A 26,481-nucleotide genomic window follows, 5' to 3' on the forward strand; every position below is an offset into this window, starting at 1 on the left:
GGTGGTTTACTCCAGAAATAAAGCGGCCCTGCCGGAGTATCCGGCAGAGGCATTAAGAAGACATTAACGAACAGAATGATGCACGGCGTTAAAACCGAGCTGGCGCAACAACGTCGCCGCCTGCGCATCGCTGCACTGCACATACAGCGAAGACCATTCGCGGCGTTCCTGATAGTTTTTACGCAGCTTGTCGAATTCACCGGCGACGCCCGCCACCTTCCGCAGCGGCGCATCATCGCGGCGCACATCATACACCAAATGGACCAGTCTTTTCAGCGTCGGCTGATCGAGCGGGCCATGCAGGGTGATGCGGCCAAATTCCGGCGCCGGCAGCAGGGTATCCAGCGCCACCTGCTGCGGATGGCCAATAAAGGCGCTGTAGGCTTCAAAAACCTGCGTCGTCCCGCGCGCTTTCCCTTCGAGGGTGTAGCCTGCGATATGCGCGGTACCGATATCCACTCGCTTAAGAAGCTCTACGTTAAGATCCGGCTCCGGCTCCCAGACGTCCAGCACCACGCTCAGTGGCTGTCCAGCTTCCAGCCGTTTCAGCAGCGCGGCGTTATCGACCACCGGTCCGCGGCAGGCGTTAATTAAAATCGTTCCAGGCTTCAGACGGCTAATCAGCGCTTCATCCGCCAGATGCAGGGTTTTATACGGTCCTTCTTTATACAGCGGAGTATGGAAGGTCAGTACATCGGCTTCCTGAACCAGCGCATCGAGGGAGCGGAAATCGCCTTCGTCTCCGCGATCGGCGCGCGGCGGATCGCAGAGCAGCGTTTTGATCCCCAGCGCTTCCAGCCGTTTTTGCAGTCGTCCACCGACGTTGCCGACGCCAACGATCCCGACGGTACGATCGCGCAGCGCGAAACCGTCGCGTTCGGCCAGCATCAGTAGCGATGAAAAGACATACTCCACCACCGCAATGGCGTTGCAGCCGGGCGCCGCGGAGAAACCAATCCCTGCCTGCTGCAGCCACGCCTGATCGACGTGATCGGTGCCTGCGGTAGCGGTACCGACGAACTTAATGGCCTTGCCGGAGAGCAATGCTTCATTGACCCGGGTGACCGATCGCACCATTAATGCATCCGCATTGGTCAGAGCATCGGCCGGAACCGGACGGCCTGGAACCGCTTGCACATCGCCTAAACGGCTAAAAAGCTCACGGGCATAGGGCATATTTTCATCAACGAGGATTTTCACAGTTCAGTACCTGTCTGAGAACGAGAGTTAACCGGGGAAGTGTGCCATAATCTGGCCGCCAGGCATACTCATCACCTGGTTCCAGCACCGCGATATCGAAAGGATGAATCATGACGCACCCTCTTGCAGATATGCCAGACCGTCCTCCGGGGCGAGGTCCATCAGGCACTGCCGCCACCGGCGAACCTTCGCTTTCCATGCAGCAACGCACCGTCCTGGAGCGACTGATCACGCGCCTGGTGGCGCTGACCTCGCAGCAGAATGCGGAAGTGTGGGCCTGCGTCAAGCATGACCTCGGACTGAAAGGCGATACCCCCCTGCTGGCCCGCCATTTCAACGCCGCGGAGACGAGTCTCAATCAGCGTTTAACCACGGCTCAGGATAATCATCATCATCGCCAGACGCTGGCACAGCTCAGCGATCTGCTGGGTCAAGGCAATAACCGTCAGGCGGTCAGCGATTATATTCGTCAACATTATGGGCAAACGGCGCTGCATGCGCTAAGCCAGCCGCAGCTGGAGAACATTCTGCACCTGCTGCAGCGCGGCCAGCTCTCGATCCCGCAACCGCAGCAGCGTCCCGCGACCCTGCGCCCGCTCTTGCCGGCGGAGCACAACACGCTTAATCAGCTGGTGACTAAGCTGGCGGCTGCCACCGGCGAACCGAGCAAGCTGATTTGGCAGTCCATGCTGGAACTTTGCGGCGTCAAATCCGGAGAGCTGATCCCGGCGACGCACTTCACGCCGCTTTCATACTGGCTTCAGGCGCGACAAACGCTGAGTGCGCAAAGCTCGCCCACGCTCACCTCGCTGCAGGGAGCGCTCAAGCAGCCGCTGGAGGCCGCAGAGTGGCAAAAGATTGTCGACTTTGCTCGTCGCAGCTGGCAGGTCACCCCGCAGACGACGCTGAGCCCAGCGCAGATCCTGGCGCTGTTGAATAAGGTGTTTGTGCTGCGGGTAGCCCGCGCTCAGGAGACGCTGGCCATCCCGCAGGAGAAGCCCGCGCCGAAACGAGCGTGGGCCGCTAAGCCGTGGCAGCTGGCGCTGGGCGGTGTGCTGATCCTGCTCCTTCTGCTGTGGTGGCTGCTGTAGCCCACGCCGCAGGAAAGCGCGCCCGCCTCATGCGGGCGCCCGTTAAGTGATTTGCCGGTTACCACCACACCTCGGCCTGAACGCCAATCATAAACTCATCTTTGCTTTCGTCGTTGAACGCAAACTGCGACAACTGGTTATCGAGAATATTGATATACGTTCCATAGAAGCGAATTTCAGGACGTGACCCCAGCAGGCTCGGCCCAACCTTCAGCGCATGGTACAGCGTCGTTTTATACGCTGACTCCTTCAGATCGTCGCCCTGACGGGTGTTGTTTTTCTGGGTAAACCACCCCAGCTCGACCCCGGTCTGGTTCCAGGTGTCCCATATCCACGCCGGGCGGATCACCGCGCGCAGGCTGTCGAAATCGCTGTGCGCCCCGCTTTCATAGCTATACACATCATTGCCATGGGCCCACACCAGCGAATTGGCCATGATAATGCGATCGGCGAGATACATTTCCCCCTGTGAAATCAGGCGCCAGGCCACGCCGTTGGTATGATCGCCATAGTAATAGCGGCCGCTGGCCATGGAGTTACTGGCGCCGGAGAAATTGGCGAAACTGCTGGCGTACGAGTTGTTCGCCACCTGCAGCGTAAATTCGTTAAAGCCCTTGCGCTCTAGTTCCTGACGAATAATGGCGGTGGCCATCCAGGTATCTTTGAACCGGAAGTAGCTGTTGTTATCTTCGTTTCTCTCCTGCTCGTCATTTTTATTAGCGAACGCATATTTGCCCATTAGCGACAAAGAACCCGACTGCCACAGGGGAATATTACGATAGCGCAGGTCGACTGAGTTGGTGTTCATCTGGGTGGTTTGCGTAAAATCACGAGAATACACGTCGACATCGTTCCGGCTGACGGAAGCATCCAGCTGGCCAACCCCCAGCGCCCAGTTCTGGATCCCGACCCCGGCCGCAACGTCGGTGGTCAGTGACTTCCAGTCCAGCATCTGAATTTCATACTCGGGCAGTTTATGTTTGCCGACCCAGAAATCTGCCTCTGGCGCGAACGGCAGGAAACCTTTGGTGGTCAAATAAATATCACTAAACTGCAAAATGCTGTCGTTATCTTTGCCACCAAACCAGGCGTCGTTATACTGCTCGCCGACGTTACCGTCGTAAGTCACGACGGCATTCGCCGTTTTGCCATCCTGGTTATAGACCCGCTGATTCAACGTTAAGTCGAACCAGCCACTCATTTCATTACCAAAACGGCCCAGCGAGCCCGGGGCGTAGGTCTGCGACGATCCGTGATTTGACGTTCCCCAGCCGGAACGGAAGTATCCCTGGTAGCTAAAGCCGATATCGTCTTTAACAAATTTGCTGATGTCCTTCAGGGTGACGCTTTCCAGTTTCGGTTTCTGGCCTTCGGTATCAATAACCGCCACCTGCTGAGTGGCTTTGACCTGCACCGGGGCCGCTTTTTTACTCAGTTCATTATTTTCATTGGCTATATTTTCTGCAACCGGCGACGTTGCTGTCGGATAACCCGTCGTGACATGGCGTTTTTCATTATCCTTAATACTTTTTTGTAATTCGGCCACCTTGCCTTTATAGGTCGATAATTGTGATTGCGTTTTTTGTAGCTCTTTTTTATTCGCCGAAAGTTCAGACTCCAGTAATTCCAGACGCTGTTCAATGGTTAATTTAGCCGCCATCACATCACTTGTCGAAATAGCCAGCAGTACCGATAAAGACAATAAGCTCACCTTCAATTGACTTGAATACATAGGGTACCTTTACATATTGTTATAATTGGCCTTCAGCCAGAACGGCTGAAGGCGGGTAAATCAGGCGGAGCGCTCCTGGCGCAGGGCAATAATTTCTTTGGCTAAATCCTGGCACAGCATCGCGGTCATTAAGTGATCCTGCGCGTGCACCAGAATAAGGTTAACGGTGATTTTTCCGCAGCCTTCGTCCTGACCTATCAACGCCGTTTGGATCTTATGCGCAGCCCGACAGGCCGCTTCCGAGCTGGCCATCAAATCCGCTGCCCGCTCCCATTCCCGCTGCCGGGAGGCGGCAATCGCCTCCATGGCGTCTGAGCGCGCCTGACCGGCATAAATCAGCAACTCCATGACCGTACTTTCATCTGCAAACATCGCCATCCTCCTGATCCGTCGCGGCCGCGGTATTGACCTTGTTAGCGGCAATCACAAACGGTAAGTAAACCAATGTTGAAACCGCGAGACACAGAATGCCGACAAACAGCGCCAGCCAGTTGCCGCCAGTGCCAAAGAAGGCGATAAGCGGCCCGGGCGTGGTCCAGGGTACGGCGTAAGCAATCGGCGGAATAAACTCCATGCTAATAAAGAAATAACCGATCAGTGAATTCACAAATGGCACCAGAATAAACGGGATCACCAGGATAGGGTTAAGCACAATCGGCAGGCCAAACATCACCGGTTCATTGATGTTAAACAGGCCCGGCACGAAGGCCATTTTTGCCAGGTCACGGTAATCTTTGCGTCGGGAGGCAATAAAGATGGCCAGTAACAGGCCCAGCGTCATACCCGACCCGCCGCAGTTAGCAAACGCATCATTGATGCCGGTCCAGGTAATGGGGTACGGCGCTCCCCAGGTGCTGCCATGCGAGGCGGCATAGGAGAGATTTTCGAGGTTGGCTTCCGAGAAGATGGTCTCGCGGATGGCAGCCACGGTATTCGGCCCATGGATCCCCAGCACCCAGAGGAAATTCGCCACCAGTCCCAGCACCAGAACGGTCACAATGTTGGTCCCCATATCCTTCAGTGGCGCCTGAATAAGGGTATAAATCAGATCATTAAGACCATTCGGCGAAATACGCGTCAACAGATAGTTGAGGATCGAAAAGAAGATCATCACGAAGAAAATCGGCAACAACACCTTAAAGGAACGCGCCACCGCCGGCGGCACCGCTGCTGGCATCGTGATGGTCACCCTTGGGTTGCGCGCCAGGCGGCAAAAGACTTCGCTGGAAATCAGCGCGACGATAATCGCCACAAACAACCCCTGCGGGCCAAGATATTTGGTCGCCAGATAGGCCTGGCCATCAATGATGGTATAAGGGGTGTACACCACGAAAAAGGCGCCGATCGCCGTCAGGCCGCACAGGAGATCGTCCTGCTGATAGCTGATCGCCATATTGCGCGCCACCAGAAAGGTGATCAATATCGCCATGATATTGACCGAACCGTTCATTACCGGGGTGAAAATCTGCTGCGCCTCCGCGAGATGGGGGAATATCGACCCTAAATGCAGAATACTGGCGATAAATCCGTCAGGCGACAAAATAGCAAAGTTGATAAGAATAATCAGCGAACTGGCCATGACGATGGGAAACGAAAGAATAAACGCATCGCGAATCGCTGAAACGTGGATCTGAGAATTTAACTTAATCGCGACAGGCACGAGGATTTTTTCCATGCCACGCTCAAAGGTATCCATGAAACTCATGACGAACCCTTATTCATAATAATTTATTAACGTCATCGTGTTTTTTAGCCGCAGCAGCCCAGGGCAGCAACAAAAGTACCCACACGATAACGGGGATAAATGAGAAAACTATCGGTTTGCCAATAATGCCAGCGCACTTTCCAGAACGGCTTTACCGTCCATTTGCCCATAATATTTCATGTCAATCACCGCCACCGGCATTTTCCCCTGAGCCACCTCTTCTATTTCCTTTTTTTGAAAACGGACCTGCGGCCCTAAAAGGACGACGTCCACTTCATTGTCCTTAATCTTTTCTTTGGCTTCAGAAATAGCCAGCGCATTGATATTAACCTGAGCCTGGATATTTTCAGCCTGCTCCTGCATTCTTTTCACCAGCATACTGGTCGACATTCCCGCCGCACACACTAACAATATATTTTGCATTACCCCTTCCTGTTTTACTGATGACCTCAATTGACGAGCACTTTAATAATTGTTAATTTTCTTAACCGCGGTTTTGATCACAGTTAGCCATCCTGAAGTGGTGCAGAAGCAAAGCAAAAAATGAACGTCTTGCCCTGTATTTAACAACATACGATAGCAAGGCCATGTTTCCAAAGGGATTATGGAGGTTCAAAAGTGGTTTACAAAAATATCGTCAATTTGCTTAAAAACAAAATTAATAGCCCGTTCTACAACATTGGCGATCTTCTGCCGGCCGAAAAAGAGTTGGCAGAACTTTATGATGTTTCACGCAATACGTTACGTAAAGCGCTGAAAACGCTGGAAGAGGATGGTTTAATCGAACGCCGACATGGCTCAGGCACATGGATTAGAAATAAGCATTTCCAGGCGTCGGTGACGCATTTAGACAGTTTTACCGAAATTGCCCGTAATCAGGGAAAAACGCCCTCCAGCCAGATCCTCAAATTTGAGTTACAGCCAGCGTCGGAGGAAATTGCCCGTGGACTGCAATTGCAGCATGGCGAAGCGGTATATTATGCTAAAAGATTGCGTTTTATCGATAATATCGCCATGCAATTAGAGGAAACCTGGCTCTCCGCGACCCGTTTTCCCGACCTGACCATCGCACATATGAAGAAATCGAAGTTTTCATATATAGAAAACGAATGCGGAGTAAGAATAAATGGATGTTACGAATCAATAGTGCCGGTGCTCCCAACGCCTGAGCTGGCAACTCTCCTGCATATCAGCGCCAAAGATCCGATTATCCGCATGCAGACGCAGGCGATTGATGAACACCACCAGCCTATCGATTACTCCATTCTGTATACTAATATGTTCGAATTCCAGGTGAAGTATTACCTGCCGCGGCAGACGGCGCCCGGCCTGCCCGCGGGCAAGGCCGGACAATAACCTAACCCTGGCGGCGGAAAGAGACGAGGGTGACGATAATCCCCAGCGCCGCGCAGAGAGCACCAGCAAGGAACACCGACGAGTAACCCAGCGAGGTCGCCAGCAGGCCGGTCAGCGGCCCGGTCAGGCCATAGGAGATATCCTGAAAGGCCGCATAGCCGCCGAGCGCGGTGCCGCGCACCTGCGCCGGGACGCGCTTCACCACCTCCACGCCGAGTGACGGGAAAATCAGTGAGCAACCGCATCCGGTTAGCGCCGCGCCAGCCAGCGCCAGCCAGGCATTCGGCGCCAGCCCCAGCAGCGTCAGACCAACCGCCTCTATCAGTAACGAGACCATCGCCACCCTGACGCCGCCAAACCGGTCCGGCATCCAGCCGAACAGAATACGCATCAGCACAAAGGCACCGCCAAACGCCGTCAGGGTAAAGCCGGCCATCGGCCAGTTATGACTGGCGAAATAGAGGGAAACGAAGGTGCCGATCACCGCAAAACCAACGCCCTGCAGGCCCAGACCAATGCCTGGCCGCCAGATCATACCGATGACGCCCCATAATGAAGGGCGCTCGCCACCGTGAGCCGCCACTTTGCGTACGGTTCCGTTAATGAGCCAGGCGACGAGCGGTAATCCCATGGTGACGCAGGCCAGCACCGCCACGCCAAAATGGCTATAGATCAATAACCCCAGTGGGGCGCCCACCGCCAGCGAGCCATACATCGCCATGCCGTTCCATGACATCACTTTGCCGGAGCGAGCCGGCCCCACCAGCCCCATCCCCCAGCTCAGGTTACCGGTCAGCAGCTGGCTTTCGCCAAACCCGAGGATCAGGCGGCCCAGCAGCAGCAGGCCAAGCCTGGCGAGCACCGGCAGCGGCAGTAGCGCAGCGGCAAGCCATGCCGCGCCGGCCAGGGCACAGGCCAGCATCCCTTGCAGGACGGAGCGTTTGGCGCCGTACTGGTCTGCCAGGCGCCCGGCGTAGCCGCGGGTCAGAACGGTAGCGAGGAACTGGATCCCGACCGCCACGCCAACCACGGTGTTGCCAAATCCCAGCTCCTGATGGACAAAGAGCGGGATCACCGGCAGCGGCAAACCAACGGTCATGTAGGTCAAAAAGACGGCAAACGTAATACGGAAAAGCGAAAAATTCGCTGAGGAATGGGATGTTGTTTCAGTAACTGCGGACATGCATTACTCCAGATTCGCAGAGTAAGGCGAGCAAAGCGACACGCCCCCTCCACCTGATTATCAGGGTTAAGGCGCGTTGGTTGACGTTAAACGCTTACGCATTAGTGGAGAGACTAATGGATCCGCCAGCAGTGTGCCTGCAGGCCCTTACCCTGTCAAGATAACAAAAAAGGGGAGCCGGTGGCTCCCCTCTGCACTTCGCATGCTGATTAGGCGTTGTATTTACGCATCACCAGCGTGGCGTTGGTGCCGCCGAAGCCGAAGCTGTTGGACATCACGGTGGTCAGTGTAGCGTCAGTCGGCTTGGTGACGATGTTCAGGCCGGCAGCCTGCTCGTCCAGCTCTTCGACGTTGATGCTCGGCGCGATAAAGCCGTGCTCCAGCATCAGCAGGGAGTAGATGGCTTCCTGTACGCCCGCCGCGCCCAGCGAGTGGCCGGTCATCGCTTTGGTTGCCGAGATAGCCGGGCTGTTGTCGCCGAACACTTCACGGATAGCACCCAGCTCTTTCACGTCGCCGACCGGAGTAGACGTACCGTGGGAGTTCAGGTAGTCAATCGGGGTATCAACGCCGTGCATCGCCATCTGCATGCAGCGCACTGCGCCTTCGCCAGACGGGGCTACCATGTCAGCGCCATCGGAGGTTGCGCCGTAGCCGACGATTTCGGCATAGATGTGCGCGCCACGCGCCAGGGCGTGTTCCAGTTCTTCCACGACGACCATACCGCCGCCGCCGGCGATAACGAAGCCATCACGGTTCGCATCATAGGTACGGGACGCTTTTTCCGGGGTGTCGTTGTATTTGGTGGACAGTGCGCCCATGGCGTCGAATTCGCAAGCCATTTCCCAGCACAGCTCTTCGCCGCCGCCGGCAAAGACGATATCCTGTTTGCCCAGCTGGATCTGCTCTACCGCGTTACCGATGCAGTGGGCGGAAGTGGCGCAGGCCGAGCTGATGGAGTAGTTAACGCCGTGGATTTTGAACGGCGTGGCGAGGCAGGCGGAAACACCGGAAGCCATCGCTTTGGTGACCACATACGGGCCCACGGCTTTCAGACCACGCGGGCTACGCATGGCATCAGCGCCGAAGACCTGGAATTTCGGGGAGCCGCCGCCGGAGCCTGCAATCAGGCCAACACGCGGGTTGCTCTGGTATGCTTCCGGCGCCAGACCTGCGTCGGCAACGGCCTGTTCCATGGACAGGTAAGCATAGATGGAAGCGTCGCTCATAAAGCGCACTACTTTGCGGTCAATGAGGCCAGTGGTATCCAGTTTGACGTTGCCCCATACGTGGCTGCGCATCCCTGAATCTTTAAGCTCCTGAGAGAAAGTGATCCCTGAACGTCCTTCACGCAGAGATGCCAGGACTTCCTGCTGGTTATTACCGATGCTGGAAACGATGCCCAAGCCAGTAATCACTGCACGTTTCATTCAATACCTCTGTAAGTCGCACTATTTTAAGTTTCGTGTCGCACGATAGCGTACACTTGTACGCCGAACAAGTCCGATCAGACAATTTATGTATAAATTTGCGCCCTCAGGCACACATCGTTAAGATCGTGCTACGCCTTGTGATTCGAGTAACTTACGTGAAACAAAACGTCATACAACCAGCCAACCTGGAATTCAACGCTGAGGGTACACCTGTTTCCCGAGATTTCGACGATGTTTACTTTTCCAATGACAATGGTCTGGAAGAGACGCGCTACGTTTTTCTCGGTGGAAATCACCTGCCGGAGCGCTTCGCCAGCCACTCTCGGCCACTGTTTATCGTCGCGGAGAGCGGCTTCGGCACCGGTCTCAATTTCCTGACCCTCTGGCAGGCGTTTGACGTTTTTGTTCGTGATAACCCGGACGTTACCCTGCAAAGGTTACATTTCATCAGTTTTGAAAAATATCCACTGAAGGCTGAAGATCTCCGCCTGGCGCACCAGCGCTGGCCAGAGCTGGCTCCGTGGGCGGAGCAACTGCAGGCGCAATGGCCGTCGGCCTTCGGCGGATGCCATCGTCTTCTGCTCGACGGCGGACGGGTGACGCTCGATCTGTGGTTTGGCGATATCAACGAGCTGACCAGGGAACTGGATGAGTCACTGAACCAGCAGGTGGACGCCTGGTTTCTTGACGGCTTTGCCCCGGCCAAAAATCCCGATATGTGGACTCAGGATCTGTTTAACGCCATGGCGCGCCTGGCGCGGTCTGGCGGGACACTGGCTACCTTCACTTCCGCTGGTTTTGTCCGTCGCGGTTTGCAGGAGGCCGGCTTTACCATGCGTAAAAGCAAAGGCTTCGGCCGCAAACGGGAGATGCTGACCGGTGAGATGGCGCAAGCGCTGAGCTTTCCTGCGCGCGCGCCCTGGTTCGCTCGCAGGAGCAGCGATGCCCGCGAGGCAGCCATCATCGGTGGAGGGATCGCCAGCGCCCTGCTCTCCCTCGCGCTGCTGCGCCGAGGCTGGCAGGTGACCCTCTACTGCGCCGACGACGCCCCGGCACAGGGCGCCTCCGGCAATCGCCAGGGCGCACTGTATCCGCTGTTAAGCCAGCACGATCCGGCGCTGGCTCGCTTTTTCCCGGCGGCCTTTACCTTCGCCCGCCGAATGTATGACGCGCTACCGGTGATGTTCGATCATCAATGGTGCGGCGTCACCCAGCTCGGCTGGGATGAAAAAAGCGCGCACAAAATCGCCCAGATGCTGGCGCTGAATTTACCCCCGGACATCGCCTGCGCGGTGACGGCGGAACAGGTTGTCGGGCTGACCGGCGTCGATACCGGCTGCGGCGGCATCACCTATCCGGCCGGCGGCTGGCTGTGCCCGCAGCAGCTCACCGCCGAGCTGCTGGCGCTGGCGGCAACTCGCGGCCTGCACGTGCGCTATGGTTATCACGTCGAAACGCTCAGCATGGAGGGCGATGGCTGGCTGCTCAATCAGCAGCGCTATCATCAGGCGGTGGTGCTGGCGAACGGCTACAGCATCGCGGATTTTGCGCAAACCGCCCAGCTGCCGGTCTACCCTGTTGGCGGCCAGGTCAGTCATATTCCCACCACCCCGCAGCTTTCCGCCCTGCGCCAGGTGCTGTGCTACGATGGCTACCTGACACCGCAGAATCCGCACAATCAGCAGCACTGCATTGGCGCCAGCTACCATCGCGGGAAGACCGACACCACCTTCAGTGAGGAAGATCAGCAGCACAACCGGCAACGGTTGATCGACTGCTTCCCGGAGGCGGACTGGGCGCAGGACGTGGATATCAGCGCCAATGACGCCCGCTGCGGTGTACGCTGCGCCACCCGCGATCACCTGCCAATGGTCGGTAACGTGCCGGACTATCAGGCAACATTGACGCAATACGCCAGCCTCCACGAACAGCAGGATAACGCCGGTCGCGCGCCGGTCTGTCACAACCTGTTTATGCTTGGCGCGCTCGGATCGCGGGGTCTCTGCACCGCGCCGTTAAGCGCTGAGCTGCTGGCGGCGCAGATGAGCGCTGAACCGCTGCCGCTGGATAGCGATACCCTGGCGGCGCTGAATCCGAATCGTCTGTGGGTGAGAAAACTGCTGAAGGGAAAAGCGGTGAAATAAAACCATGAGGGCAGGCAATTTCCCGGGTACGGCTGACGCCTGACCCGGGCTACAACATGGCTCAGGCCTGATTTTTCGCCTGTTGATACAGGTTACGCCACATCCCCTGCACCAGAATTTGGTCCGGCGGCGACAGTTCGCCAGCGCTGATGGCCTTCTCCAGGCTCTGGCTGACCTTACTGTTTACCGCTTCAGCAGAATGCTCGCCCTCCCCTTCCAGCTCAGCCACCGCCAGCGTCAGGTGGCCGCGCAGATAACCGCCGGCAAACAGTTCATCATCACTGGCGTGGTCTACCATGTTGTCAATCAGCGCCAGAATGCGTGATTCAAACTCCGCGATCATCATCTTACCTCTTGTCATGTAATGTGTGGCCTTAGTGCAGGTCTTCCGGCCACGGAAAGTGTTCCGCCGTCAATGTCGGCGTTTGATAATAATGTTGCAATGCGCGAATAAAACGCGCCGGACGTTCGGGGATCCCTTGTTCAAGCAAAGTCATCACCCGAGCATGGACCCGGCGCTGGAAGGCGATGCGATCGGGCTCAACGTCTCCTTCCAGATTGTCACAGCTGACGTTAAACGGAAATCCCGCCGCCACGCAGAACAGCCACTCATAGGCCTGCGGTTTCACCTCGACGTCCTCAAACTGGCTTTGAGTCATCGCATCGCGGCCGTCCGGGCAGTACCAGTAGCCAAAATCGACTTGTTCGCGGCGCGCTTTGCCGGCGACACACCAGTGAGAAATCTCGTGCAGGGCGCTGGCAAAAAAACCGTGCGCAAACACGATACGGTGATAGAGCGTGTCGTCATCGGCCGGAAGGTAGATCGGCTCATCGTCGCCTTTTACCAGGCGAGTATTAAAATCTTCGGCAAAGCAGCTGTCGAAGAGGTCAATCAGCTGCTGATGATGGTGTTGCTGTTGCATTAATGAATTCCCAACCACTGCAAAATCTCAGCCCCGTGGCTGTCATAGAGGAGCTTCGCGCTCATCACCGCCGAGACGATAACGATCATCGGCCGGATCAGCGACTGCCCTTTACTCAGCACCAGCCGGGAGCCGGCGCGAGCGCCAATAAACTGGCCGGCCATCATCACAAAGCCGGTGGCCCAGATGACCTTCCCGCCGATGATAAACAGCAGCAGACCGCCGAGGTTTGAGGTCGCGTTCAGCAGTTTGGCATGGGCCGTCGACTTCGCCAGGTTAAACCCGGCCAGGGTGACAAAAGCCAGCGCATAAAACGAACCGGCGCCGGGGCCAAAAAAGCCGTCATAGAATCCTACGCTGCCGCCAGCGACCAGCGCAAACGGCAGACCGTACAGTCGACGCTGACGATCCGCTTCGCCCAGTTTCGGCATCAGCAGGAAATAGAGGCCAATCCCGATAACCAACAACGGCAGGATCTGCTTCAGAATATCGGTCTGGACGTGCTGTACCAGCAGCGCACCGGCGGTTGAGCCAATAAAGGTCATCAGAATATTCAGCTTCTGATCGGCGAGGCTGACCACCTTACGGCGGACAAAATAGAGGGTCGCCGATAGCGACCCGCCGCAGGCCTGCAGCTTATTGGTCGCCAGCGCCTGGGCCGGCGGCATTCCTGCCGCCATCAGCGCCGGCACGGTCAGTAAGCCCCCGCCTCCGGCCAGTGAATCAATAAAACCGGCCAGGATGGCGACAAAGAAAAGCACAACCAGCACCAGCGGCGATACGGCAAACAACTCGATAAAACTATCCATTACAGCACATGCTCATCCAGTAGCGCCTGACAGGAAGGCGGCAACGGCGGCGGCGTCTTCTTCACAGGTGGGGTAGACCCGGGTTTAGGTGGTTCGAACCAGCTTTGTAGCTCCGCCCCGCAGCCATCTCCAGCCGGCGGCGGCGCCTGCTCTTCGCATTCAAGGCTCCCTGCCGGACAGCGCAGACGAACATGCATATGGGCGCGATGCTGGAACCAGGGACGGACTTTACGCAACCACTGACGGTCGCTGCCCGCGTCCAGGCACAGCTGCTGTTTAATCGCCGGGTTGACGAAAATACGGGTGACCTCGCTATCTTCCGCCGCCAGCTTGATCAGCTGGCTGATTTGCGGGCTCCACAGCGACGGTACTACGCGCTTGCCGTCGCTGGCGACCAGATCCAGCGCCTGCGGCTTCAGCAACTGAGACGATGTCCAGCGCGTTTGCGGCAGCTGGAGGAAGATATCGACATCCAGGCCCGTCTGGTGACTGGCGTGACCGCCGTTGAAGCGCCCACCCGCCGGCATCCCCATGTCGCCAATCAGCACGGTTCCCATTCCTTTATTGTGCACCTGATTACTCAGGCGCTGAATAAACTGAACCAGATCCGGATGACCGAAGTAGCGACGCTGATCGGTACGCATCACCTGATAGCCGGTGGCGCTCAGAGGGAGCGCCTCGGCGCCCACGATACAGCCATTAGAAAATGCGCCGATCGACTGGGCACTGCCGCCAATCGGCTGAGATATTTTCTGCCACGGCGTCGCGGCCAGGCTGCTGGCGCTGGCCAGCAGCGCGAGCAGTGCGATAACGGTGTTTTTCATGGTTACCAGCGTGGAATTGTCGTCGTCACATCGCCATTCTGCGCGCGCTGACGCATAAAGTGATCCATCAGGACGATCGCCAGCATCGCCTCAGCAATCGGTACGGCGCGAATGCCGACACACGGATCGTGACGCCCTTTGGTGATCATCTCCACTTCTTCGCCAAAGCGGTTAATCGTATGACCGGGCACGGTAATACTGGAGGTAGGTTTCAGCGCGATATGGGCAACGATCTGCTGTCCGCTGCTGATGCCGCCAAGAATGCCGCCGGCGTGGTTGCTCTGGAATCCATCTTTGGTGATTTCATCGCGGTTTTCGCTGCCACGCAGCTTCACCACGTCGAAGCCGTCGCCAATTTCCACCCCTTTCACGGCGTTGATACTCATCAGCGCGTGGGCAATATCGGCATCCAGGCGATCGAAGACCGGCTCGCCGAGGCCCGGCGGTACACCGTCAGCCACCACCGTCACTTTCGCACCAATGGAGTCACCCTCTTTTTTCAGGCCGCGCATCAGTTCATCCAGGGCGTCGATTTTATCCGGGTCCGGGCAGAAGAACGGATTCTGCTCGACCTGATCCCAGTCTTTGATGGCCAGCGGAATATCACCCATCTGCGTCAGGCAGCCGCGAATGACAATGCCGAACTTCGCGGCGAGGAATTTTTTGGCAATCGCCCCGGCCGCCACGCGCATCGCCGTTTCACGGGCGGAGGAACGACCGCCGCCGCGATAGTCACGCAGACCATACTTTTGCTCGTAGGTGTAATCGGCATGGCCCGGACGGAACAGATCTTTGATCGCGCCGTAATCCTGCGAACGCTGATCGGTGTTCTCAATCAGCAGACCGATACTGGTCCCGGTGGTAACGCCTTCGAAGACGCCGGAGAGAATTTTGACCTGATCCGGCTCGCGACGCTGCGTGGTGTAACGCGAGGTGCCCGGGCGACGACGATCGAGGTCGTGCTGCAGGTCGGCTTCGGTCAGCGGGATGCCCGGCGGCACGCCGTCGACGATGCAGCCCAGCGCCAGGCCGTGCGATTCGCCGAAGGTAGTGACGCGAAAGAGTTGTCCAATTGTATTTCCTGCCATCACGGCTCCAATCTTTTTCGTTATGTTGGCGTGTTGTTTTTTTAGTCTTTATAAATACCGAAGTGCACGCGGGCGTCAATCAGCTGCTGTTTGGTCAGCATAAAGACGCCGTCGCCGCCGTTATCAAACTCAAGCCAGGTAAACGGCACGTCCGGATATTGCTCCATCAGATGTACCATGCTGTTACCGACTTCACAAATCAGAATCCCGTCATCGCTGAGATAATCCGGCGCGTTGCCGAGGATGCGGCGCGTCAGCTTCAGGCCGTCGCTACCGGAGGCCAGACCCAGCACGGGCTCATGCTCATACTCTTCCGGCAAATCGGCCATATCCTCTTCATCCACGTACGGCGGATTGGTGACGATCAGATCGTACTGCAGCTTCGGCAGATCGCGGAACAGGTCGGAGCGGATCGGCGTCACCTGATGGATCAGCCCGTGGGACTCAACGTTATGCTCGGCGACGGCCAGCGCGTCCAGGGAGATATCCACAGCGTCGACTTCGGCTTCCGGGAAGGCATAGGCGCAGGCGATGGCGATGCAGCCGCTGCCGGTGCACATATCAAGGATATGCTGTGGCTTATGGTTAATCAGCCCGGCAAACTGGTTGTTGATCAGTTCGCCAATCGGGGAGCGCGGCACCAGCACCCGCTCATCGACGTAAAACTCATGCCCACAGAACCACGCTTTGTTGGTCAGATAGGCGACAGGAATGCGCTCGTTCACGCGACGGATCACCCGCTCAACGATGCGGTGTTTCTCGCTGGAGGTCAGACGCGCAGTGCGCATATCTTCCGGGATATCCAGCGGCAGGTAGAGCGACGGTAGCACCAGCTGTACTGCCTCGTCCCACGGGTTATCAGTGCCGTGACCGTACCAGATATTAGCGGCGCTGAAACGGCTTACCGCCCAGCGCAGCATGTCCTGAATGGTATGCAGCTCATTGACTGCCTCATCAACAAAAATTTTATCCACGACAACCTCCAGGGCACACTCTGCTATAAATTCGGCGGCTAGTGTGCCATGAAGACGGCGATAAATCAGCATTCTTGCGTAGGGTGGCCGGGGAAAAAACAGGTTTTCCTTGCCCGAAGGGATATTGAGTCGGGTAAACTAGCGCAAAGTATTAATGAGAGCGGACAATGAAAAAGAAGACATCGCTAAGCGAGGAGGATCAGGCGCTGTTCCGTCAGCTGATGACCGGCACGCGAAAGATCAAGCAGGACACCATCGTTCACCGCCCGCAGCGCAAGAAAATCACCGAGGTTGCCCCGAAGCGTTTGCTGCAGGAACAGGCCGATAACAGCCACTATTTCTCCGATGAGTTTCAGCCGCTACTGAATACCGAAGGCTCAACGAAATATGTCCGCCCCGACGTCAGCCATTTTGAGCTGAAAAAGCTGCGCCGTGGGGATTATTCGCCGGAACTGTTTCTCGATCTGCATGGGCTCACCCAGCAGCAGGCCAAACAGGAGCTGGGCGCGCTGATTGCCGCCTGCCGCCGCGAACATGTGTTTTGCGCCTGTGTGATGCACGGGCACGGCAAACATATTCTCAAACAGCAAACCCCGCTGTGGCTGGCGCAACACCCGCATATTATGGCGTTTCACCAGGCACCAAAAGAGTACGGCGGTGACGCCGCACTGCTGATACTGATTGAGGTAGAGGAGTGGCAACCGCCGGAGCTGCCTTAACGGCGGGCTCCGGGGCCGTCAGATGGCGTTGGCCATCTTGAGATTGCAGGGGCTTTTCTGCCAGAGGTATTCACCCTTGCCGTCGGCGTCCAGCGTCACGCAGGCGATAGCCGAGGTGGTGAACATCGGAGGCGTTTCCCCCGGACACAGCTCTGAGACCAGGTACCCCACCAGCGGCAGGTGGGAGACGACCAGCGCCGTCGCCACGCCTTCATTCGCCAGCGCCTGCAGATAGGCGCTAACCAGGCCTACGTCGCCGCACGGCGTGAGTTCCGGCATCACGTCGACATGTTTCGGCAGGTTCATGCACTCCCCAACAATATCCAGCGTCTGTTCTGCACGCAGATAGGGACTGACAAGAACGCGCTCAATATCCACTTTTTGACCTTTCAGCCAGGTTGCCATCTGACGAGACTCATCACAACCGCATACGGTTAATGGACGAACTGAGTCGCTGGCTGCATCGAGGGCAGCGTCGCCGTGACGCATAATAAAAACTTGCATATTGCACCGCTTTTGTTAACCAGAAGCACCGTAGTTTGGCCTGCGAAGACAATACGCAGGTGACCCGGTGGCCGGGCATTGTGCCTGATCCATTCAACGAATGAAACGCTGTTTTTTACCTCAATGGCGTAAGTATAGTCAATCATTGTTTACAAAACAGCCAATCAACAGCGTCATCCGCAGCCGGATTTATCTTCTTTGACCACAACTTAGGTCAGCCGTTCATCCGCTGGCCAAAAGGTTGTCCCCTGTTCGGCCATGCGTAATAAAGTGTCACAGGGTGTAAAACGTGGGCCGTACTGGGCGGCCAGGCGCTGCAGGATCGCGGCTACTTCACCCGCGCCGATAGTATCCATATACCGGAACGGGCCGCCAAGAAATGGCGGAAACCCTATACCAAAGACGGCGCCGATATCGCCATCGCGCGCGCTACGGATAATCTGCTCATCAAAGCAGCGCGCCGCCTCGTTAAGCATCATCATCACACAGCGTTCCGCCACCTGCTGCGCGGACAGCCGCGACTGGGGGCGGTCGATGCCGAGCAGCGAATAGACTGCCGGGTCGGGCCGTTTTTTGCTTTTACGCCCTTTTGTCTCATAAAGATAGAAACCACGATTATTTTTTCTACCTTTGCGATCGTCCTTCAAAATCGCGTCAATGATGTTTGCAGGTGGGCTAAAACGTTCTCCAAACGCGCTCTCCAGCACGGGGATAATTTTGGTGCCGGTATCGATGCCAACCTCATCCAGTAGCTGGATTGGCCCTACCGGGAAACCGAATTTAACCAGGGCCTTATCAATCTCTTCAACCGGTTCGCCCTCCACCAGCAGGCGCATCGCTTCATTGATATAGGGCGCGAGGATGCGGTTCACATAGAAGCCCGCTTTATCCGCCACCACAATCGGCGTTTTCCCCTGACGTTTAGCCAGTTGCACCACGGTAGCGATAGCCTGCGGATCGGTTCCCTTATGCGGGATCACTTCAACCAGCGGCATTTTTTCCACCGGACTGAAGAAATGCAGGCCGATCACCCGCCCGGGGCGACGGGCCTGGGCGGCAATATCGCCTATCGGTAACGATGAGGTGTTCGACGCAAAGATGGTCTGCGGCCCGCAATATTGCTCCACTTCGCTGACCATCCGCTGCTTCAGGGCCAGGTCCTCAAATACCGCCTCGATCACCACGTCGCGATGAGCAAAGCCCTGATAGTCGGTGGCGCCGGAGATCATCGCCATCTGGCGATCGCGCTCACTGGGGCGCAGACGACGCTGGCGGACCTGTTTATTCAGCAGATCCCAGCTGTACTTTAAGGCATGGTTAATGCCACGCGGCTGGATATCTTTAATGCGCACCGGCAGCCCGCCCTTACAGGCGGTCACATAGGCGATCCCCCCGCCCATCAGGCCGCCGCCCAGCACCGCAATGCTCGTCAGCGGTCCGGGCTCGGCTTCAGCGCCACGGTCTTTTTTCAGATCGGTACTGGCAAAGAAGATCGATCGCAGCGCTTGCGACTGCGGGGTCATCGCCAGTTCGCCAAACGCGCGAGCTTCTTCGGCGTAACCGCTGCTGCAACCGTGGGCCAGGCCATTCTCGACAACCTGCAGAATTCGCTTCACCGCCGGATAGTTCCCCTGGGTCTTGCGCTGCGTTTGTTTGCCAACGAAATGGAATAACAGATGGCGGCCCAAAGGCCCCGCCAGCACGCGTTCGCGTACGGGCATATCCCGGCTGGCCGGTCGCCCCTTCAGCGCCAGCGCCACCGCCGCCTGCAATAAAATCGCCTGCGGAACCACCTCGTCCACCAGACCGGCCTTCAGCGCCTGGCGCGCACGCAGTTGCCTGCCGGTAAGCATCATATCCAGCGCCGTACTGACGCCAATCAGCCGCGGTAAACGCTGCGTCCCCCCGGAGCCCGGCAGCAGGCCAAGCTGCACTTCCGGCAAACCGAGTCGGGTTTTTTCGTCATCGCTGCAGATCCGGCCATGGCAGGCCAGCGCCAGCTCCAGACCGCCGCCGAGGCAGGCACCGTGGATGGCGGCAATCACCGGGATCGACAAGCCATGGATCTCAGCCATAATCTGCTGTCCCTGGCGCGCCAGCGCTTCCGCTTCCTGCGCGCTGCGGCAGCGGGCAATCATGTTAATGTCTGCGCCGGCGATAAAGTTATCCGCTTTGGCGGAGATAAACACCACGCCGCGCACCGACTTATCATCACGAACCTGACGTATCAGCCCCCGCACCTGATTGCCGAACTCAGCTTTCAGGGTATTCATTTTCTCACCTGGGGCATCGATGGTGATCACCGCGATCTTGTCCGCACGGACCTCAAGCTTAAAAGCGGAAACAGCATCCATTATTCAGCCTCCACGATCATCGCCGCACCCAGACCACCTGCCGCGCAGGCCGTCACCAGACCGAATCCCCCGCCCCGTCGCCGCAACTCATGCAGCGTCTGGGTGATCATCCGCGCGCCGGTGGCAGCAAAAGGATGACCATAAGCAATAGATCCGCCGAGGACGTTAAACTTGCTCTCATCCACCTCACCGGTGGCCTGCGAGCGTCCCAGCACTTCACGAGCAAAGCGCTCGCTTGCCAGACACTGGAGATTGGCCAGCGTCTGCGCAGCAAAAGCTTCGTGCATATCAATAAGCGTCAGATCCGCCAGCGTCAGACCTGCCCGCTCCAGCGCCAGCGGCGTGGACCATGCGGGCCCCAGCAGCATATCCTGCCAGACGTCGATGGCGGTAAAGGCATAGCTGCGCAGATAACCCAGCGGCGTCAGACCCAGCTCTTTGGCCCTGGACTCGGTCATCAGGATCACCGCCGCCGCGCCGTCCGTCAGCGGCGTGCTGTTGGCTGCGGTGACGGTGCCATGTTTGCGGTCAAAGGCAGGGCGTAACTTTTGGTAATCTGCGAGGGTTGAATTTTTACGAATATTGTTGTCCTGCTCCAGCGGCTCGCGAAAGGGGGGCGCGTAGGCGGTCATCACCTCGGCTGACAACTTTCCCTCTTCCCAGGCTTTGGCCGCCAGTTGGTGCGACCGATGCGCCAGCGCATCCTGTTGTTCCCGGGTGATTCCCCAGCTTTTCGCCATCTGCTCGGCGGTATCGCCCATCCGCAAACCGGTTGAATATTCCGCCACTGCCGGGGGGACCGGCAGCAGGTCGCGCGGCCGCAGACGTGAAAATAGCTTCAGTTTCTGGCTCAGCGTGCGGGCCTTATTGGCATCCACCAGCGTGCGGGCCAGCGTTTTACTGACTCCAATGGGCAACACAGAGGAGGAGTCGGCGCCGCCGGCGATACCGGCGCGGATGGTGCCAGCCATCAGGCTTTCAGCGACATTCGCCACGGCCTGGAAGCTGGTGGCGCAGGCGCGGCTGACGCTGTAGGCATCGGTGTGCACGCTCATTCCGGTGCCGAGCACGATTTCCCGGGCGATATTTGGCGCTTCCGGCATCTGCACCACCTGACCAAATACCAGCTGCTCAATGACGTCCGCGGGAATGTCACTCCGGGCGAGCATTTCGCCAACGACCATTTTTCCTAAATCAACGGCCGGAACGCCATGAAAAACCGTTGCCTGGCGCGCAAATGGCGTGCGTAAACCCCTGACAATGGCAATGCGATCGCCCTGACGGGTGATAAGCGGTAATGCCTGACTCATAACGCTCCCCTGTTAAGCAAAACAATCAAGTGGTCTGACCTGATAACAGTCTTAACTAATTTTTTACATTAAGCCAATCGGGGAAGCGAAAAATTGCGAGCCAAAACACACTGAATAGAAAGGTAACGCCCCTTCTACGGGGCGTTAAACGGAGGGATTAACGTAATCCTAACTGGAAGATCAGCGATTCGGCTTCGCAGCTAAAAATAAAATCGATATCCAGCTGTACGCCGCCGTCAACGTCGGTGAAGGTCGGGTTGATTTTGCACGGTTCAGATTGCACATTACGCGCTTTCTCGCTCAGCACAGCGAGCGTTTGCTCCGCTTCAGCGCGGTTGGTGAACACGCGGCTGTATGAGGCGGTGCAGTCGGTGTTGTCCACAATGGTACCAACATCCATACAGCAGCATACCGGGGTTTCATCAGCGCTACATTTACTCATCGTAGATTTCCTCTGTATAGGCACCTTCGGTGCCAGACAAATAATGTGCCTATTTTACGCCCTGCCCCCGGTGAGCCTCCAGCCGAGAATCGCCATCACCGCGTTAAGTGACAGAAATCACACTTAAAAATGATCTAAAACAAAAATCACCCTTTCTGGCCCTTACTCCCCCCGACAATTTTGCCAGCTGGATCGCGTTTCTGTTATCACAATTGAAAAACTTCATAAACAAACTTGCAACAACTCATCTGGTCAGACCTATACTCAGCGCACTGGTCTGATTTCTCTGTTGTAACACAGACCCTACACTTCCGCGCTTCTGTTACGGCATGTAACATAGTTTAAAAAAAAATAACTCAATGAGGTTATGGGCATGAGCCAGAAAACCCGCTTTACCCAATCTGCCCTTGCAGTGGCTGTAGCACTTGTTTCTACCCAGGCCTGGTCAGCAGGCTTCCAGCTCAACGAATTCTCTTCATCAGGGCTGGGTCGGGCCTATTCCGGTGAAGGGGCTATCGCAGACGATGCAGGCAATGCCAGTCGTAACCCGGCATTAATTATGATGTTTGACCGTCCAACTATGTCGGCGGGCGCCGTTTTTGTTGACCCGGGTGTCAATGTCTCCGGCACCTCTCCCACCGGCAAGAGCCTGAATGCGGACAATATCGCTCCGACGGCGTGGGTACCCAACTTCCACTTTGTCGCGCCGATTAACGATCAATTCGGTTGGGGGGCATCCATTACCTCTAACTACGGCCTGGCAACGGAATACAACGACGACTATGCGGCTGGCAGCATGGGCGGTAAAACCGACCTGACTACCGCTAACTTCAACCTGAGCGGCGCCTACCGTCTCGACAGCAGCTGGAGCTTTGGCTTAGGTTTTGACGCGGTCTACGCCAAGGCGAAGATCGAGCGCTATGCAGGTGACCTGGGTCAGATTGTTGCAGGCTCTGGCGCGCTGCCGCCAGCGCTGGCAGGCCAGGTGGCGAAGATCCCTGCCGACACGCAGATCGCCCATCTTAACGGTAACGCCTGGGGCTTTGGCTGGAACGCCGGTATTCTCTATGAGCTGGATAAGAACAACCGCTACGGTTTTACCTACCGTTCCGAGGTAAAGATCGACTTCGACGGTAACTACCGCAGCAGCCTGCCGGCGGCCTATAACCAAATCCTCGGCAACTTCGGTCTGCCAGCGGGCACTAACGGCCAGACCACCGGCGGTTCACTGACCCTTAACCTGCCGGAAATGTGGGAGCTGTCGGGCTATAACCGCGTGGCGCCGCAGTGGGCGGTCCACTATAGCCTGACCTACACCAGCTGGAGTCAGTTCCAGGAGCTGAAAGCCACCGGCAGCAACGGCCAGACGCTGTTCTATAAAGAGGAAGGCTTTAAGGATGCTTACCGCATCGCGCTGGGGACCACGTATTATTACGACGATAACTGGACCTTCCGCACCGGTATCGCCTTCGATGACAGCCCGGTGCCGGCCAACAACCGCTCCATCTCCATTCCTGACCAGGATCGCCTGTGGCTGAGCGCGGGTACCACTTACGCGTTCAATAAGGATGCGTCGGTTGACGTCGGTCTTTCCTATATGCACGGCCAGCACGTTGAAATTAAGGAAGGCCCATATACCTTCCGTTCCGAAGGGACCGCCTGGCTGTACGGCGCCAACTTCAACTACCGCTTCTGATAAGCCGCGCGCAACAAAAAAGGGTGAACAACATGTTCACCCTTTTTTTATCGTTCGCAGATTACTGTGAATCAATGTCTTTCAGTTCATCCTGAATAGCCTGGGCATTCGGGTTGTCCGCCGGGGTCAGCTTACCGCCGTTGGCAATAAAGTCATGACGCTGGAAGTAAGCTTCACGCACCAAAATGTAAGGATCGGAAGACTGACGCAGCAGACCGTCGGAATCCAACAGCTGAGCACGCGTTTCAATGCCTTCGACAGCCCATTTGCCAATCGACATCGGCCAGGTCAACCAGGAGAGCACCGGGTACAGGCCATCGGCCATATCACCGCCTTCATCGCGCAGCGTAAAGCTACCGTAGAATGGCAGTTGCACATACGGACCATAGCCGACGCCATAATGGCCGAGCGTGCTGCCGAAACGATGCGGTTCAACGCGCTGCAGCTGCGGATTCGCCATGCCCGCGACATCGATCAGACCGCCCATCCCGAGGATGGTATTCAGGAAGAAACGGGTAAAGTGCACCATACCTTTATAGGGGTCGCCCTGCAGGAAGGAGTTCACCATTACCGCCGGCTCTTCCAGGTTGCTGGTGAAGTTGCTTAAACCATTGCGCGCTGGCTGCGGAACATAGTCACGCCATGCCACTGCCACCGGGCGAAGCACGTAAGGATCAACCACGTTAAAGTTGAAATTGAACATCGTGCGGTTAAACCCTTCTAACGGGTCTGAACGCCCCTGCGGCTGATCGCCAGAGCTGGAACTGGCACATCCCACCAGCAATGTGGCGCCAAGCGCAAGCGCCGACAGGCGATAATTCATAGGTGTCTCCCTGGTTTTTATGGCTATCGCGAGTTGCCATCCATGACGGAAAGACAACGTTTCCGCCCGTATAGATGTGAGCGATTGTAACAGCACGTTGAACGATGTCTATATCACCCAAGTTGTTGATTTGATCATAGCCTGGGAATAACGAGATCGCGGGGCTCCTATTCTACCGGAGCAACAAAAATCTGACGTTACCATTTTTGCGATTTCAGAGTATGCCCAGCCAGACGGCAGGGAAAGCCGCTACGCTATAACTATATAGATTGATAGCGAGGGCCACGAAATGGATGAACTAGACAATAACAAATTAAAACCAGCGGATGACGAACGAGAAGTCGAAAGTGAAGAAAAACAGCGCGGAGAGGAAATAGAAGTGGATGAAGATCGCCTGCCCTCGCGGGCGATGGCCATCCATGAACATATTCGCCAGGAAGGGGAAAAAGAGATGGAGCGCGATGCGCTGGCCCTGCTGTGGTCAGCCATTGCGGCCGGTCTGTCGATGGGCGCCTCCCTGCTGGCAAAAGGCATTTTTCACGTCAAACTGGAGGGGCTCCCGGGCGGGTTTTTACTGGAGAATCTCGGGTATACCTTCGGCTTTATTATCGTGATCATGGCCCGCCAGCAGCTGTTCACGGAAAATACGGTTACCGCCGTACTGCCGGTGATGCACAATCCCACCCCAGGTAACGTCGGTTTGCTAATGCGGTTATGGTCAGTGGTTCTGGCTGGCAACCTCATCGGTACCGCAGTGGCCGCATGGGCCTTCAATTTTATGCCCGTCTTTGATGAACCAACTCGTCAGGCCTTTGTCAGCATCGCCGAAGACGTAATGAAAAACGGCCCGACGGAGATGTTCGCTAATGCGATTATTTCCGGCTGGCTGGTCGCCACCATGGTCTGGATGTTTCCTGTCGCCGGTGCGGCCAAGATCGTGGTGATTATTCTCATGACCTGGCTTATCGCCCTGGCGGATACGACTCATATCGTGGTGGGATCGGTCGAGATCCTTTATCTGGTGTTTAACGGAAGCCTGCCCTGGAGCGACTTTATCTGGCCGTTCGCCCTGCCGACGCTGGCGGGAAATATCTGCGGCGGGACCTTCATCTTCGCACTGCTGAGCCATGCGCAGATCCGTAACGATATGAGCAGCAAGCGAAAAGCGGAAGCCCGCGCCCAGGCGGCGGAGAACGCCAAAAACGCCGACCGGGCATAAAAAAGCGCCCTGAGTGGCGAGGGTTTAAGCAGTCAGACGGTATGGCTCTTACTCAGGCGGGCAAAAAACGCTATACTCGCACCGCCTTGTCCCCTTAGTTAAATGGATATAACGAGCCCCTCCTAAGGGCTAGTTGCAGGTTCGATTCCTGCAGGGGACACCATATAAACGTTGCCCGCTATTTCCCACCATTACCTAAACGCCAGCCATGGCATATTCTTCTCGCCATCATAATTTGCCGAAATTATCCACGTGTGGATTAGCCAGGACAGGAAGGGGCGCCCCAGTCAATCGCACAGACAATAAACCGACAAAAACGCGCATTCTGCGTACAATACCCTTTGGCTTACGCCTTAATAAGCCACTATCCCATTGCAACCTTCTCTGGACGATACAGGAGCCAGGCGTTGATATGAAACAGATTACCCTCAGCGATATGCAGCAGCAGAGCGAAGCGGCGGCCAGTGCCCCGCGCTTGCGTGCCCATCGCAATTTTCATCCCGAACTAAATGACCCGGTACAACGCCTCGCTATTGCGATGGAACCCGGTACCTATATCCGTCCGCACCGGCACAGACATACTTTCGAACTTTTGCTGCCGCTGAAAGGCCGCTTTGTGGTACTGAATTTTGATGATAATGGCGTAGTCACCCGCCGGGTGGTGCTGGGTGAAACCTGTACAGCGCTGGAAATGGAAGCCGGTACCTGGCATACGGTGCTCTCGCTCGACCCGGGCGGGATGGTTTTTGAAGTTAAGCAAGGTGCTTATCAACCGCTTGCCGAAGTTGACACCATGGCCTGGGCGCCTGCCGAAGGCCAACCGGGCACCGCAGAGATGATGGCATGGTATGCCATCGCTCAGCCGGGTGACCGTTTCCTGTCAACGCCGCAATAACATCAGATATATCAAACAGATGCCACAGTCGTCTGTTTGATTCTCCCCATCCGGCCA

25 protein-coding genes and 1 tRNA gene are annotated in these 26,481 nt (G+C 56.7%); 8 read left to right on the plus strand and 18 right to left on the minus strand.

The window, feature by feature from the left end; all coding sequences use genetic code 11:
- Positions 1-63: 63 nt before the first annotated feature.
- A complete protein-coding gene (pdxB, locus tag CWM58_RS12865; RefSeq protein ID WP_165785780.1) occupies positions 64-1,200 on the minus strand; it encodes a 4-phosphoerythronate dehydrogenase PdxB in 1,137 nt (378 codons plus the stop codon).
- Positions 1,201-1,310: 110 nt separating this feature from the next.
- Between pdxB and flk the strand changes: the two genes are divergently transcribed.
- Entirely contained in the window at positions 1,311-2,291 is a 981-nt protein-coding gene (flk, locus tag CWM58_RS12870; RefSeq protein WP_100676078.1) for a flagella biosynthesis regulator Flk, read from the plus strand.
- Between the two features lie 58 nt (positions 2,292-2,349).
- Here flk and CWM58_RS12875 read toward each other — a convergent pair whose 3' ends face one another.
- The 4 genes from CWM58_RS12875 to CWM58_RS12890 form a co-directional block, all read right to left on the minus strand.
- Positions 2,350-4,023, minus strand: coding sequence for a carbohydrate porin (locus CWM58_RS12875; protein WP_100681057.1), 1,674 nt, complete (start codon positions 4,021-4,023; stop codon positions 2,350-2,352).
- A gap of 60 nt (positions 4,024-4,083) precedes the next feature.
- Complete coding sequence (locus CWM58_RS12880; RefSeq protein WP_061153764.1) at positions 4,084-4,395, minus strand: PTS lactose/cellobiose transporter subunit IIA; 312 nt, start codon at positions 4,393-4,395, stop codon at positions 4,084-4,086.
- Positions 4,382-5,728 carry a PTS sugar transporter subunit IIC gene (locus CWM58_RS12885; protein ID WP_100681058.1) on the minus strand — a complete coding sequence of 449 codons (1,347 nt, stop codon included), beginning with the start codon at positions 5,726-5,728 and terminating at the stop codon, positions 4,382-4,384. Before CWM58_RS12885 ends, CWM58_RS12880 begins: the two co-directional genes overlap by 14 nt.
- 108 nt (positions 5,729-5,836) lie before the next feature.
- On the minus strand, positions 5,837-6,151 hold the full coding sequence (locus CWM58_RS12890; RefSeq protein ID WP_100676076.1) for a PTS sugar transporter subunit IIB: 315 nt from the start codon (positions 6,149-6,151) through the stop codon (positions 5,837-5,839).
- Between the two features lie 195 nt (positions 6,152-6,346).
- On the opposite strand from CWM58_RS12890, the gene CWM58_RS12895 reads away from it, so the two are divergent.
- Positions 6,347-7,084 (plus strand): GntR family transcriptional regulator, encoded by a 738-nt coding sequence (locus CWM58_RS12895; protein WP_061153761.1) that lies wholly within the window; start codon positions 6,347-6,349, stop codon positions 7,082-7,084.
- 1 nt (position 7,085) lies between these two features.
- On the opposite strand, the gene CWM58_RS12900 is transcribed toward CWM58_RS12895, so the two are convergent.
- Positions 7,086-8,267 (minus strand): MFS transporter, encoded by a 1,182-nt coding sequence (locus tag CWM58_RS12900; protein ID WP_100631062.1) that lies wholly within the window; start codon positions 8,265-8,267, stop codon positions 7,086-7,088.
- A 209-nt stretch (positions 8,268-8,476) separates the two neighbouring features.
- On the minus strand, positions 8,477-9,697 hold the full coding sequence (gene fabB, locus CWM58_RS12905; RefSeq protein WP_061153759.1) for a beta-ketoacyl-ACP synthase I: 1,221 nt from the start codon (positions 9,695-9,697) through the stop codon (positions 8,477-8,479).
- A gap of 158 nt (positions 9,698-9,855) precedes the next feature.
- On the opposite strand from fabB, the gene mnmC reads away from it, so the two are divergent.
- Complete coding sequence (gene mnmC / locus CWM58_RS12910; RefSeq protein WP_100681059.1) at positions 9,856-11,844, plus strand: bifunctional tRNA (5-methylaminomethyl-2-thiouridine)(34)-methyltransferase MnmD/FAD-dependent 5-carboxymethylaminomethyl-2-thiouridine(34) oxidoreductase MnmC; 1,989 nt, start codon at positions 9,856-9,858, stop codon at positions 11,842-11,844.
- A gap of 61 nt (positions 11,845-11,905) precedes the next feature.
- Here mnmC and CWM58_RS12915 read toward each other — a convergent pair whose 3' ends face one another.
- Genes CWM58_RS12915 through prmB form a run of 6 tightly spaced genes read right to left on the minus strand, consistent with a single transcriptional unit; the run spans position 11,906 to position 16,462 of the window.
- Positions 11,906-12,187 (minus strand): YfcL family protein, encoded by a 282-nt coding sequence (locus CWM58_RS12915; RefSeq protein ID WP_100681060.1) that lies wholly within the window; start codon positions 12,185-12,187, stop codon positions 11,906-11,908.
- A gap of 31 nt (positions 12,188-12,218) precedes the next feature.
- Complete coding sequence (locus tag CWM58_RS12920; protein ID WP_100681061.1) at positions 12,219-12,767, minus strand: elongation factor P hydroxylase; 549 nt, start codon at positions 12,765-12,767, stop codon at positions 12,219-12,221.
- Positions 12,767-13,576, minus strand: coding sequence for a sulfite exporter TauE/SafE family protein (locus CWM58_RS12925; RefSeq protein ID WP_061153756.1), 810 nt, complete (start codon positions 13,574-13,576; stop codon positions 12,767-12,769). The genes CWM58_RS12920 and CWM58_RS12925 overlap by 1 nt, the downstream gene beginning before the upstream one ends.
- Positions 13,576-14,400 (minus strand): penicillin-insensitive murein endopeptidase, encoded by an 825-nt coding sequence (gene mepA / locus CWM58_RS12930; RefSeq protein WP_061153755.1) that lies wholly within the window; start codon positions 14,398-14,400, stop codon positions 13,576-13,578. Before mepA ends, CWM58_RS12925 begins: the two co-directional genes overlap by 1 nt.
- A 2-nt stretch (positions 14,401-14,402) precedes the next feature.
- Positions 14,403-15,488, minus strand: a complete 1,086-nt coding sequence (aroC, locus tag CWM58_RS12935; protein ID WP_061153754.1) for a chorismate synthase — start codon at positions 15,486-15,488, stop codon at positions 14,403-14,405.
- 41 nt (positions 15,489-15,529) lie between these two features.
- Positions 15,530-16,462: a 50S ribosomal protein L3 N(5)-glutamine methyltransferase gene (gene prmB, locus CWM58_RS12940; RefSeq protein ID WP_100681062.1), complete on the minus strand. Its 933-nt coding sequence runs from the start codon at positions 16,460-16,462 to the stop codon at positions 15,530-15,532.
- 167 nt (positions 16,463-16,629) lie between these two features.
- Here prmB and smrB point away from each other — a divergent pair, with 167 nt between their 5' ends.
- Positions 16,630-17,181 carry an endonuclease SmrB gene (gene smrB / locus CWM58_RS12945; protein WP_061153753.1) on the plus strand — a complete coding sequence of 184 codons (552 nt, stop codon included), beginning with the start codon at positions 16,630-16,632 and terminating at the stop codon, positions 17,179-17,181.
- An 18-nt stretch (positions 17,182-17,199) separates the two neighbouring features.
- Here smrB and sixA read toward each other — a convergent pair whose 3' ends face one another.
- The 4 genes from sixA to CWM58_RS12965 all read right to left on the minus strand — a co-directional run bounded on the left by sixA (position 17,200) and on the right by CWM58_RS12965 (position 21,791).
- Positions 17,200-17,685 carry a phosphohistidine phosphatase SixA gene (sixA, locus tag CWM58_RS12950; protein WP_008803906.1) on the minus strand — a complete coding sequence of 162 codons (486 nt, stop codon included), beginning with the start codon at positions 17,683-17,685 and terminating at the stop codon, positions 17,200-17,202.
- 209 nt (positions 17,686-17,894) lie between these two features.
- Positions 17,895-20,039, minus strand: a complete 2,145-nt coding sequence (fadJ, locus tag CWM58_RS12955; RefSeq protein WP_100681063.1) for a fatty acid oxidation complex subunit alpha FadJ — start codon at positions 20,037-20,039, stop codon at positions 17,895-17,897.
- Positions 20,039-21,349: an acetyl-CoA C-acyltransferase FadI gene (fadI, locus tag CWM58_RS12960; RefSeq protein ID WP_008803904.1), complete on the minus strand. Its 1,311-nt coding sequence runs from the start codon at positions 21,347-21,349 to the stop codon at positions 20,039-20,041. Before fadI ends, fadJ begins: the two co-directional genes overlap by 1 nt.
- Before the next feature lie 157 nt (positions 21,350-21,506).
- Entirely contained in the window at positions 21,507-21,791 is a 285-nt protein-coding gene (locus CWM58_RS12965) for a YfcZ/YiiS family protein (protein ID WP_100681064.1), read from the minus strand.
- Between the two features lie 373 nt (positions 21,792-22,164).
- On the opposite strand from CWM58_RS12965, the gene fadL reads away from it, so the two are divergent.
- Positions 22,165-23,487: a long-chain fatty acid transporter FadL gene (gene fadL, locus CWM58_RS12970; protein ID WP_165785782.1), complete on the plus strand. Its 1,323-nt coding sequence runs from the start codon at positions 22,165-22,167 to the stop codon at positions 23,485-23,487.
- 61 nt (positions 23,488-23,548) lie between these two features.
- Here the strand turns inward: fadL and mlaA are convergent, their stop codons facing one another.
- On the minus strand, positions 23,549-24,310 hold the full coding sequence (gene mlaA / locus CWM58_RS12975) for a phospholipid-binding lipoprotein MlaA (RefSeq protein WP_008803901.1): 762 nt from the start codon (positions 24,308-24,310) through the stop codon (positions 23,549-23,551).
- A 289-nt stretch (positions 24,311-24,599) separates the two neighbouring features.
- On the opposite strand from mlaA, the gene CWM58_RS12980 reads away from it, so the two are divergent.
- The 3 genes from CWM58_RS12980 (at position 24,600) to CWM58_RS12990 (ending at position 26,424) form a co-directional block, all read left to right on the plus strand.
- The gene (locus tag CWM58_RS12980) at positions 24,600-25,529 is read left to right on the plus strand and encodes a formate/nitrite transporter family protein (RefSeq protein ID WP_100681066.1); all 930 of its coding nucleotides are present in this window, start codon (positions 24,600-24,602) and stop codon (positions 25,527-25,529) included.
- Between the two features lie 88 nt (positions 25,530-25,617).
- Positions 25,618-25,692: transfer RNA gene (locus CWM58_RS12985), tRNA-Arg, on the plus strand.
- Between the two features lie 249 nt (positions 25,693-25,941).
- Positions 25,942-26,424, plus strand: a complete 483-nt coding sequence (locus CWM58_RS12990) for a WbuC family cupin fold metalloprotein (protein ID WP_061153748.1) — start codon at positions 25,942-25,944, stop codon at positions 26,422-26,424.
- Positions 26,425-26,481 lie beyond the last annotated feature (57 nt).

Origin of the sequence: Klebsiella sp. H-Nf2 (genome assembly GCF_002806645.1) — a bacterium.
Taxonomy (GTDB): domain Bacteria; phylum Pseudomonadota; class Gammaproteobacteria; order Enterobacterales; family Enterobacteriaceae; genus Klebsiella; species Klebsiella variicola.